General features: G+C 56.9%; 10 protein-coding genes. 4 read left to right on the top strand and 6 right to left on the bottom strand.

The features are described from left to right. The 4 genes from AB5Y94_RS02815 to AB5Y94_RS02800 all read left to right on the top strand — a co-directional run. A partial coding sequence (locus AB5Y94_RS02815) for an efflux RND transporter permease subunit (protein WP_368204760.1) occupies positions 1–2,218 on the top strand: 2,218 nt, incomplete at its 5' end. 117 nt (positions 2,219–2,335) lie between these two features. Further along, positions 2,336–2,722, top strand: coding sequence for a hypothetical protein (locus tag AB5Y94_RS02810; protein WP_192897212.1), 387 nt, complete (start codon positions 2,336–2,338; stop codon positions 2,720–2,722). A gap of 126 nt (positions 2,723–2,848) precedes the next feature. Then, positions 2,849–3,352 (top strand): hypothetical protein, encoded by a 504-nt coding sequence (locus AB5Y94_RS02805; protein WP_368204758.1) that lies wholly within the window; start codon positions 2,849–2,851, stop codon positions 3,350–3,352. Between the two features lie 229 nt (positions 3,353–3,581). Further along, positions 3,582–4,790 (top strand): tyrosine-type recombinase/integrase, encoded by a 1,209-nt coding sequence (locus tag AB5Y94_RS02800; RefSeq protein ID WP_368204757.1) that lies wholly within the window; start codon positions 3,582–3,584, stop codon positions 4,788–4,790. 44 nt (positions 4,791–4,834) lie between these two features. Here the strand turns inward: AB5Y94_RS02800 and AB5Y94_RS02795 are convergent, their stop codons facing one another. The 6 genes from AB5Y94_RS02795 to AB5Y94_RS02770 form a co-directional block, all read right to left on the bottom strand. Further along, positions 4,835–6,202 (bottom strand): hypothetical protein, encoded by a 1,368-nt coding sequence (locus AB5Y94_RS02795; protein WP_368204755.1) that lies wholly within the window; start codon positions 6,200–6,202, stop codon positions 4,835–4,837. Positions 6,203–6,335: 133 nt separating this feature from the next. Continuing rightward, positions 6,336–6,512 (bottom strand): hypothetical protein, encoded by a 177-nt coding sequence (locus AB5Y94_RS02790; RefSeq protein ID WP_241281002.1) that lies wholly within the window; start codon positions 6,510–6,512, stop codon positions 6,336–6,338. Next, complete coding sequence (locus AB5Y94_RS02785) at positions 6,509–8,266, bottom strand: hypothetical protein (RefSeq protein ID WP_368204753.1); 1,758 nt, start codon at positions 8,264–8,266, stop codon at positions 6,509–6,511. The genes AB5Y94_RS02790 and AB5Y94_RS02785 overlap by 4 nt, the downstream gene beginning before the upstream one ends. Further along, the gene (locus tag AB5Y94_RS02780; protein ID WP_241281005.1) at positions 8,266–8,763 is read right to left on the bottom strand and encodes a DUF3304 domain-containing protein; all 498 of its coding nucleotides are present in this window, start codon (positions 8,761–8,763) and stop codon (positions 8,266–8,268) included. Before AB5Y94_RS02780 ends, AB5Y94_RS02785 begins: the two co-directional genes overlap by 1 nt. After that, positions 8,764–9,510 (bottom strand): DUF4123 domain-containing protein, encoded by a 747-nt coding sequence (locus tag AB5Y94_RS02775; RefSeq protein WP_368204750.1) that lies wholly within the window; start codon positions 9,508–9,510, stop codon positions 8,764–8,766. It lies immediately after the preceding gene. Between the two features lie 2 nt (positions 9,511–9,512). Further along, positions 9,513–11,591: a type VI secretion system tip protein VgrG gene (locus AB5Y94_RS02770; RefSeq protein ID WP_368204748.1), complete on the bottom strand. Its 2,079-nt coding sequence runs from the start codon at positions 11,589–11,591 to the stop codon at positions 9,513–9,515. Positions 11,592–11,598: the final 7 nt, after the last annotated feature.

Genomic DNA, 11,598 nt, shown 5'->3' with positions numbered 1-11,598 from the left:
TGCGGTGCGCACCCGTCTCGCCCAGCTCGCCCCCACCCTGCCGGTGGGCATGGCCTACTCGATCCCGTTCGACTCGGCCCCCTTCGTCAAGGTCTCCATCGACAAGGTGATCCACACCCTGCTGGAAGCCATGGTGCTGGTGTTCCTGGTGATGTTCCTCTTCCTGCAGAACCTGCGCTACACCCTGATCCCGGCCATCGTCGCCCCCATCGCCCTGCTCGGCACCTTCGCGGTGATGCTGCTCGCCGGCTTTTCCATCAACTCCCTGACCATGTTCGGCATGGTGCTGGCCATCGGCATCATAGTCGACGACGCCATCGTGGTGGTGGAGAACGTCGAGCGCCTGATGGCCACCCAGGGGCTCTCGCCCCGTGAGGCGACATCGCGGGCCATGAAGGAGATCACCGGGGCGGTGATCGGCATCACCCTGGTGCTCACGGCGGTGTTCATCCCCATGGCGTTCGGCAGCGGCTCCGTGGGGGTCATCTACCAGCAGTTCACCCTGTCGATGGCGGTGTCGATCCTCATTTCGGCCTTCCTCGCCCTGACCCTGACGCCCGCACTCTGCGCCACCTTGCTGCGCCCGGTCAGCCCGAGTCATCATGAGAAGCGCGGCTTCTTCGGTGCCTTCAACCGGGGCGTAGAGCGCCTCACCGCGAGCTACGGCGCGCGGGTGACCCGGCTGGTCGGGCGCAGCGGACGCATGATGGCGGCCTTCATCGCCCTCTGCGCCGTGCTGGCCATCGCCGCCGCCCAGCTGCCCTCCTCTTTCCTGCCGGACGAGGATCAGGGCTACTTCATGACCTCCATCCAGTTGCCGACCGGTGCCACCAGCGAGCGCACCCTGGCGGTCATCAAGGAGTTCGAGGCCCATGTGGCCTCTCGCGAGGCGCTGGACACCAACCTGGTGGTACAGGGCTTCAGCTTCTCCGGCGCCGGCCCCAATGCGGCCATGGCCTTCACCATGCTCAAAGACTGGGACCAGCGTCATGGTGCCACGGCTGCCGAAGAGGCAGAGCTGGCACAGGCCGCCATGGCTAACAGCAAGGAAGGCACAGTGATGAGCCTGCTGCCGCCCGCCATCGACGAACTGGGCACCTCTTCGGGTTTCACGCTCTTCCTGCAAGACAGGGCCAACCAGGGGGAAGCCGCGCTGCTGGCCGCCCAGGCGCAACTGCTGGCACTGGCCGCCCAAAGCGAGATGGTGAGCGATGTCTATCCGGACAGCCTGCCCCCCGGCGAGAGCATTCACCTCGAGATCAACCGGCAGAAGGCCGAGGCCATGGGACTCTCGTTCACCAGCGTGAGCAGCACCCTGTCGGCGGCGATGGGGTCGCTCTACATCAACGACTTCCCCAACGGCGGGCACATGCAGCAGGTCATCCTGCAAGCCGACGCCAAGGCGCGCATGCAGCTTGATGACGTGCTCGGCCTGCGGGTGCGCAATGCCAGCGGCGGCATGGTGCCCCTGCGGGAGGTGGTGACGCCGACCTGGCGCCAGTCGCCGCAGCAGATGATGCGCTTTGAGGGCTTCCCTGCCGTGCGCCTCTCCGGGAGTGCCGCCCCCGGGGTTTCCAGTGGCGCCGCGATGGCGGAAATGGAGCGCCTGGTGGCACAATTGCCGCCAGGCTTCGCCCTGGCCTGGACGGGGCAGTCGCTGCAGGAGCGCCAGTCGGCAGCCCAGGCCCCCATGCTGATGCTGCTGTCGGCGCTGGTGGTCTTCCTAGTGCTGGCCGCGCTCTACGAGAGCTGGTCCATCCCGCTCTCCGTGATGCTGGTGGTCCCCCTGGGCCTGCTCGGTGCCGTGGCGGCGGTGATGCTGCGCGGCATACCCAACGACGTCTTCTTCAAGGTGGGCATGATCACCATCATCGGGCTGTCGGCCAAGAACGCCATCCTGATCGTGGAGTTTGCGCGCCAGTTGCACACCGAGGGTCGCACGCTGCTTGATGCCGCGGTGACCGCCGCACGCCTGCGTCTGCGCCCCATCCTGATGACATCGCTCGCCTTCACCCTTGGCGTGGTGCCGCTGATGGTCGCCAGCGGCGCCAGCGCGGAGACCCAGCATGCCATCGGCACCGGCGTGTTCGGCGGCATGATCAGCGGCACCCTGCTGGCCATCTTCTTTGTGCCGGTCTTCTTTGTCTTCATCATCGGGGCGCAGGAGCGCCTGCAAGTCTGGCGGGCCCGGCGTGCTCAGCAATGGGGAGAGCAGTAATGGCCGGGCTCTGCCCCCTGAGCCTGTTGTACGGCCTGAACGAGGGCCGCCAGACAGCCCTGGTTGAGGTCTGCGTTGCCAGCCCTCATTCACCCACCATTACGGAGGAGCCACGCCATGTTTTCTGACACTCAACGCCGCTGGCTGGTCCTCCTGGCCTTCTTGCCGGTAGTCATCGACATGACCATATTGCACATTGCCGTACCTTCGCTGACCCAGGTCCTCGGTGCATCCGCTACCGAGGTACTGTGGATCATCGATATCTATCCGCTGCTGATGCCGGGACTGCTGGTGGCCATGGGCACTCTGGCGGATCGTATCGGCAACCGGCGTGTGTTGCTCACCAACCGGGCTTGCCATCTTCGGGATTGTCTTCCTGCTGACCGCCTTTGCGCGGACGCCAGCCATGCTCACCAATGTACAGGGGCTGCTGGCCCTAGTGGGCGCGATGATCATGCCGTGTGTGTTTGGCACCATTCGCCGCACCTTCGAAGAGGAAAATGAGCGTGCCATTGCGTTGGGCCAGTGGGCAATGGTTAGGGCTGCGGGGCGCTTCTCGGGCCGTTGATCGGCGGAGTGCGGCTGGCTCACTACTGACGGGGATCGACCTTTTTGATCTATGTCCCGGTCATGCTGTTGGTCGCGCCGCTGGTATTCATCCTATTGCCGCCAATCGAACGGACGACGTCGGGTAGCTGGGGATTGGGCCAGGCGCTGCTGCTTATCCTCGGCGCCCTGGCGAGGGTCGAGCTGACCCTGGCGCAGGCGCTGCAATATGTGCTGGGCAACACGCCACTACAAGCCGGCATGTTCATCATCCCCATCATGGCCGCAGCCGCCGTGGGCAGCCCGAGCGCGGGTTACCTCTTCAACCTCTGTAGCCTGCGCACAGTCGCCAGCTCATCGCTGGCAATCTCTGCGGCCGCACTCTGCTATCTGACCCAGGTGGACTTTCACCATCCCAATGTCAGGATGCCAGCAACGCTGGCCCTGCCGGGACTCTGTCTCAGCATCGGTCTGACGGTTTCCTCCATTGCCAACATGGACGCAGTGGAGGCGGACAGAGGTGCAGGGAGGCAACAGTCTATGAATCAGGGGCGAGGTTCGGGAGCACCTTCTAATGGCGTACTATAAAAAATCACAAAATGAAAAAGCCCAACCTGTCAGACAGGTTGGGCCTTGAAGATGGCGGAGAGACAGCCCGCCATAAAACCATCTAACCCCATTCAAAAACATCCATCAAGCAATTAAATATCAATAACTTACCACTAAATACCGTCCAATGCCTTTTAATTCTGCATCACTAAAACTTACATGAAATGGCATACTGGATGGCATACTCACATCTACAAGAGATGACCACATGGCAACACTCACCGACACCAAGGCCCGCAACCTGAAGCCTGAAGAAAAACCTCTCCCCCATGGTGGGGTCACTGGCCTGGCACTTCATCCATCAACGATAAAAGGAAAGGGAAAATGGGTGTTGCGATATGTCAGTCCCATCACCGGCAAGCGCCGTAATGCTGGACTAGGTTCCTACCCGGAAGTCTCAGTTGCAGATGCAGGTAACCAGGCTCGTCTGCTGCGTGAGCAACTATCCAAAGGGCTGGACCCCTTGGAGATGAAGAAAGAAGAAGCAACTAAGCCAACGATACCCACTGTCGAGATTGCGGCTCGCCAAGTGCACCAACAGCTACTCCCAGGCTGGCGCAATCCCAAACACGGGAAGCAGTGGATCTCCACCCTTGAGCAATACGCCTTCCCAGTTATCGGACAACAGCCTATTGATTCCATTACCCCTGCCCAGATCGCCCGCGTACTACAGCCTATCTGGTTAACGATCCCGGAAACAGCAACCAGAGTGAAGCAGCGGCTGCATGCTGTCATGGCGTGGGCTTGGGCTAATGGGTTCTGCCCTGCCAACCCGGTCGATGTGGTAGATAAGCTCCTGCCGCAACAACCCAGTAAAACCATTCGAACCCAACATCAGCCTGCTATGGATTGGCGTCTGCTCCCAGAGTTCTACCAGGAGCATTTGGCCAACTCAGCGAGATTTGATGTTAGCCGAGCCCTGCTCTCATTTGTGATACTCACTGCCTGCCGCTCTGGAGAAGCGAGGAATATGCGCTGGGAAGAACTCGACCTGAATACAGCCATCTGGACCATTCCTGCTGACAGGATGAAGACGCAAGTCACACATCGCGTTCCATTATCTCTTCAAGCCATCACCGTTCTGAAAAAAGTAGAAGGATTACATAGTGAATGGGTGTTCCCTTCTCCACGGAAACAGATACCACTCACCGATATGGCGATGACCAGTCTACTCCGGCGCCTGGATGCCCAAAGTACGACTCCAGGGCGTGTCGCAACCGCACACGGCTTTCGTTCCAGCTTTCGAGACTGGTGCAGTGAGCAGGGCTATGCGCGGGATCTCGCTGAACGAGCGTTAGCTCACACGGTGCAGAACAAGGTAGAAGCCGCTTACCACCGCACTGACTTGCTGGACCAGCGTCGCCCAATGATGGATGCTTGGGCTGAGTTCATGGCTGGAGATCTACCGACCAAATAAGAAGGAAGCGGCCCTGATGGGCCGCTTCCTTCTATGTTCTTTTTTTAGCTTTTCCTGACGGTTAAGGGCATCTTGCCAAACCAGTGCTCCGACAGTTTTTGAGCCTGCTTTAATTCTGGCTTGGTCATTACAGCCTCCAACTCGTCACGAGCCCGTACTACTTCAGACATCCCTTCGATTGCAGCTAGAGACAACCAGGCATAGGCATGCACTCGGTTACGAAGAGCCCCCAAGCCTTCCTCACGTAGTGTCCCCATCCGGTATTCGGCCATGTGGTCACCTTGCTGGGCCGCTAGGCGATACTGCTTGAGAGCCAGTGCATAATCCTCTTTGCCACCTTGCCCCAGACGCAGCATTTCACCGTAGGTATACTGCGCGGCAATGTGTCCTTGTTGAGCGGCCTTGGCATAACTGGCTCTGGCCTGCTCAAGAGCCCCTTGCTTATGCAGTAGCTCCGCCAGCTCAAACCACGCTTGAGTTACACCACCCTCGGCAGCCTGAGTTAACCAGTGGATCTGCTGATCCTGGTCTACCTGCTGCAAGCTCAGTTGGTACTCAGCCTCATGGGAGCCGTGTCCGGCTGCCAGTTCCAACCAGTAACGCCCCAAGGCTGGGTCTGTGGGAACCTGTTTCCCTGCCAGATAAGCCATACCTAGCCAGAGTTCGGCCTCAGCAGAGCCTGCACTAGCTGCTCGTTGATAAGCTGTGAAAGCGCCGGTAGGAGACGCTTGTTTGGCTTGCAGCAATAAAGCATTCGGTTGCTGCTGGGCAGCAGCCTTGTCATTCCAGCGTTGGGCAAGGTCTGGTCGTTTGACAACCCCTTGACCTTGCTGGTAGCGCTCTCCCAGCAAGTACTGGGCATCACGGTTACCCAGTCCTGCAGCACGCTCAAGCCACTTGATGGCGTCCGCATCAGCCCCCGGTTGTTTGCTGTACCACCGGGCCAGGACTAACTGTGACTCGGCATTCTCCCGCTTGGCAGCCTGCTCGAACCAATCGAGGCATTCACTCACTAGGTGACCCTGATGCTGCTCCTGGCACATCAGTCCCAACCGATAGCTGGCATTGGTGTTACCAAGATGAGCCGAACGCTGCCACCACTGTGTAGCGAGCGCCGGATTTTTTGGCTCACCGAGCCCAGTCTGGTACCAGTCACCGATTTGCCATGCTGCGTTAGCACGGATCTGCTGATCGGCGGCCAAGGGGCCCGACTGCTCTGCGGCCTGCTGCATCCAGTGCATGGCGTTGGGGTAATCAGGTCGGCTGGCCAAACGTTTGGCCAGCTCATATTGAGCTCGGCCATCCCCCTGCTTTGCGGCTTGGGATAGCTCGGCGTCAGTGAATGACGTAGTGGAAGTACAGGCTGCAAGCATGCTGGTCGCCAGCACCAGCCATAAAGCACGGTATTTCATGGGAAAATTCTTCGCAGAGTGAAAAAGTGACGGGTGAGGCACTGCTGTCTTTCTGGCTGATCCATTATGCTACGCAGCCACCTGATGGGCACAAAGCTGATGCGGCGCCTTCCCTGGCCTTTAGCCTTGCCTGTCAGGTGGTTTTCTGTCGGTGATCCTGATAGACCTTCTGCCACTTGGAATGCTCGGCTTTATCGTCTCTGCTCTTCCAGAAAACACAAATACTCTCTGCCAATTCTGCGGCCATGGCATGGTCGTTATCACGACGACAGATCAGATACTGGGCTAGCCAGTTTTGGTACTGCTTCATGTCACTTGATCCTTTTCGCTTGCTTCAATCGCTTCGATCCCTCTGGGTAGAAAGAAGTGATGGGAACTAATCATGGTTTCAGACTGGTCTTTAATTTTTACCTGCTCAGTGGGGGAAGCGGTAAAAGCTGTCGAGCTGACAAAGTCATGCATAAAGTAGGCAAAAAAGATGCCCACCTCTTCAGGGAAGGCTTGTTGAGACGGATAAAGAAATGTCTTTGCCATTTTGAGTGCATTGCTGCCTTGTGCGTATGCGATATAACCATTGGGATTGATCACCGCTCGTTCGACATATTTCGCTTCGTCACGCACGAACTCAAGCCATCCCCAGCGCTCTTTCAGCCATGAACGGTCTTCCGAGTTGGCATTTTCCAGCCTTGCTTTATACTCGGCATATTGTCTGCCAAGCCACCAGACGTAGATGTGCTGGTGACGTTCGAACGTTTGGCGTGATGGCCTGTTACCTCCCACCTTTTGCATATATTTCCGGCTATAAAAACGCACCGATTTTCCTGCAAGATTGTCATTCATTACAAAATATGACGCGACTCTAGCCGATATCTCCTGCAACTTTTTAAAGTTAGGAAAGGGAACTTCCCCGCTACGGGCGACGTTATACATCTGATGCAGGGCAACCCGACAAAGCTCGGCACTTGAGCGCTGTTCATTGGGCAGCAAACCACCGGTAATATCTTCACTTACCCCCGGCAGCAACTCCTCCCGCCAAGTGGATTTCAACGGCCCGAGCGGCACAAGGGGCCGGTAGACACGCCGTTCGTGGGCTGCCACCAGATGGAGTGCCTTTTTGACCGCCGGATGAAGCTGCTTGCTAAAATCAATGACCTTGGGCCCGCCAATCCACTCGAGTGGCCCGGCAATCGGGCGAGCTAACAAGCCAGCTAAGCTGAACGCATCCGCCATGGTATCGCCAGAATCAAAGGAGCTGCGGCGACTGCAATCAAACAATCCGGCAAAGGTAACCTCAATTTTAACTCCCTCATAGGAGTACGCATCGCCCTCTTTGCTGCAGACCTCTTCCAGCAGCTCTTCGATAAAGCGCCGAGCCAGAATACCGCCCAGATCAGCCCCAAACACCGAGATCTGAATCAGTTTGATGGGCAGTTGGTTCTTGGATTTAACAGAGGAAAATTGCTTTTTAAAAACGTTCTTGGCGCCATCTATCCGAGCATCCACGCCGGTCATAAACTGCTCCATCACCACTGGATGGTCACGCAGGGAGGGCAGAGCCTCCAATGTCACCTGCTTGGCAATGCCTTTTGCGGTATCAGTGATAACAGCCTTAGCTGTCTTGATGCTAAAAAGGTCACTCAGGTTGTGTGACAGGGTATCAAACCAATCCTTCTTGTTGGCATCATAGAGCGCATCGACCGCAGCCTCTTTGGCTTTACTGCTGGTGCTGTCTAGGGAATTATCGGGCAGCGCGTTCCACTGGCTATCCATCACGCTGTAAAGCCGGTCGGCCACTTGATCTTCATGGGGGGTCCCTAGCCCAGGGATATAAATTGCCGAATAAAGGTAGGAGGAGTCCATATCCATTATCTCTCTATCCGGATATGCCCGAAGTAGACGAGAGACATTAGAAAGGCGGTGCGCAGCGCTGTCCTGATTGATATTACGATGCATACCATCAAAGAAAAATCCGACCTGCCATGCCAAGGAACAGGTGCCGATACCGGCTTGATGAAGGCTCTTTTCTCGGGCCTCACGGCATTGAATGTCATCCATATCGAGCATCAATATTTCCTCGTCTGATAGGTAGCGATCACATCATCAAATGCTCCTGGTTTGGGTGACCAACGTACCTTGACTTCATTATTTGGCATGATCAATGTGTAGAAATATTCGTCACCTTGTTTGCGCTTAGGCATTGGCAGCGTCACCTTATGCTTCTCAAAACGATAACCCGCATCCGCTTGGGCTTGGGTCATATCCAGTTCCCATTCAATAGTCACGGTCTTACCCGATATATCGTAAGGACCTGCAATTTTCCCCCCAGCATTCAAGCCATCGAAGGCAAAGGCATTCCCGCCCATATTGCCATTGACATAGTGATAGCTGATGGGGCGATCCATTAGATTGTTGAGAACAAGAAATGCACCACCAAAGCTCTCTTTAATGGCAAAGGCCCATACCAGATAAACAACAAACAGCACACCTGCCAACCAGCGCCCCCAACGGGGTAGCAGATCCCAAGCAGCATTAAACATCCGGATAGAAAAGGAACGGCTCATTCACATCCTCTCTTGGAAAGTGTTTTTTAAGGCTGTCAATGCAGGGTTACCGCCCTCCAGCCAAGCAAGCCCCCATATCAAACGAGCAGATGAAGGGGCTCCGGCATCATCCGCTTTCTTTAGTGCTTTCAAGACCATATCAGTGCGGATACAGGCGGGGAATTGTTGGAAACGCACGCTACCTTGCCACATAGCGAGCAATCTTGGCGCCTCAGGATCGCCCAGCAAAGCGGCTTGTAGTTCGTTAGTGAGGGTAATCACTTGCAACTCGGCAAGCTCTACGTTAATCGAATGATGAATCCATTGACCATCGCAATGGTAACACCACCAATCAGTCAGCCCGCCAAAGAGAGAGGCATACCAAGGCAAGCCTCTTTGTGCCAGCATCACGGGTAAGGCTGATGAGGTATAAAAGCGCAGTAGTTGACTATGACGCTCTTTCGGCTCCACAACCATGCATCCCATGGCAAACTGCTGCTGGAGTTCATCCAGTGAACGTTGACTGTGGATCAATCCCTGTACCAGCCCTTGGGCAATCATCTGCTCAAGCAAAGGGGCGGATGCTTGTTGGCAGTACCAAAGCCAAGGGCCCAGATTAATCAGTTCAAATACATCCGGGTGGATCAGGAGCGGACGCAAGGCTCCGCCCTCGTTGGCTAGCAACGTCTCTCGTAATTCACCGTTCAGCTCTGCACCTTCGAACAACACGTAGCAGGCATCATCAGACCATAATTTGTTATGTAGCATTATTATTCCCCCTGTACGACGGCATCACCCTGCCTCATTGCCCGCAGCATGCAAGGGATGCAGACAGGTTTCTCCATAGGCGGAAGCGTCTTTAACAAGGCTTCTGCACTTGTCTGCGTTGGTGTCATTGGTGCGAAAGTGACGTGCTCGGGAGACGGCTCGGTCGCGACAGCTTTCGGCAATGAGGGGGCTTGACCACCCCAGCCAGAACCATTACCAGGACTACCACCGGAGTTCATTTTGATGGTAGGGCCGACCAGGGTGACGCCACTGGGGTCTACTTTCACAAAGCTGCCGCCGACCTTGAGCGTCAGCTCTGACCCAGCTTCCAGCACTATCTTGTTGCCCGCTTTGAAATGCACTTCTTGTCCAGCTTCCACCAGCAGCGCCTGCGCGATTATCTGGTGGAGCGATGCGTCCACTGTAAGGGAGTAATCGCTTTTGATGTAGTCGCGCTTCTCGCCTTCCACGCTCAGGTGGTCATTGGCCTTGATGCGAGTGACCCGCTCGTTGTCGATGTCAGTGTGCGGGTCATGCTTAATGTGCCAGGCCGCATCATTTTCGATAAGTACGTTCAGGTCTTTCTGACCGTGGATGTAAATCTCTTCCTGTCCCGCCTGGTCTTCAAAGCGCAGCTCGTTGAAACCCTCGCCCTGATGGGTTTCAGTGCGCAGCACGGTGCGGGTCTTGTTGGCTGGCAGCTCGTAAGGCGGTCGGTTGGTGGCGTGGAAGGTGCGACCGGTGACGATGGGCTGGTCGGGGTCACCTTCAAGGAAACTAACTATGACCTCGTGGCCGATGCGCGGAATGGCCATCATGCCATACTGGCCGCCAGCCCATCCTTGGGATACCCGTACCCAGCAGGAGCTCTGGTCATTGCTTGAGCCGTAGCGGTCCCACGGGAATTGAAGCTTCACCCGGCCATGCTCGTCGCAGTAAATCTCCTCGCCTTCAGGGCCAACTACGCTGGCGATTTGAGGGCCATCCACCATGGGTTTGCTCTCGAGCCTCGGGCGCCAGGTCTGTTGGGCTTTCACTACCGAGAATGCATTGGTGATAGTGGTAGGGCCATCGCCCCCTTCCTCTTCTAACGCCTGCGGCTGGGTACCAGTGTGGGTGATGCTGACGATTTGCCAAACGATGTTGAGGGCTGCATTGCGGTGTTCGGAGAGCGTGAAGGTTTGACCGGGTAGCAGGGCAGCACAGTTGGATAGCCCCGAGCTCATCATGGCGTCATTGCGCAGTGCATCGAGGCGGTGCTGGGTGAATGCCTTACCGCTCGGGTCCTGCTTGAAGCGGCCCGGGTAGTCGAAGTGCTGGTAGGTATCCCGTTGATGCTCTAGTTCAGCCCCCATCTTCTTCTGGGAGAGACTGTAAGCCGGGGTTTTGAAGCTGTAGTCCTTGAGCTCGACCTCTGCGGGACGGACTGATTCGCGGTAGTGGAACTGACGGACATAAGCACCTTGTTCCAGCGAGCGGTTGCCGAGGTTGAAGAACAGCTCGGGGCCAGCGGTTAATGCCGCCGCATCGTCGGCAAAGACAATGCGATGCTTGCCTTGCTCGAATTCGTGGAAGTAGAACAGACCTTCTTCGGCAGCGAGCCGGTTGACGAACGCGAGGTCAGTCTCCCGGTACTGGACACAATACTCGCGTTGGGCGTGCTCGTTTTTCAGCGCAAAGGCGTAATCGGTGATGCCGTGTTCTTGCAGCAGGATGCTGAGGATTTCATCAGGCTTTTGCGCCTGGAAGATGCGGGAGTTTTGGCGAAGGCTCAGTCGCCACAGGGCCGGTTTGACCTCCAGACTGTAACGGGTGCGGCGAAAGCCGCTGTCCCCTTGAGCAAACTCGCTCACCACCCCGCACACCCGCCGCTGCAACTCGCCGTTGTACCACACCAGCAGCTCGCAGGGCTGGTCCAGCACGGCACCAAAGTCGATATCCGGTTGATGACTGGCGACGTCCAGCTTGAGGCTAAACGGACTGTTCAAACCCTCATCAAGCTTGAAGCTCGCGACCGCAAAGGTGCTGTCAGCCAGTGCGCCGACCTTGACGGTGAATTGTAATCCTGTGCTCTGTGCCATGACCTTG

It is taken from the genome of Aeromonas sp. s5, assembly GCF_040907865.1.
Lineage (GTDB): Bacteria > Pseudomonadota > Gammaproteobacteria > Enterobacterales > Aeromonadaceae > Aeromonas > Aeromonas dhakensis.
This window is presented reverse-complemented; position numbering and strand designations above follow the sequence as displayed.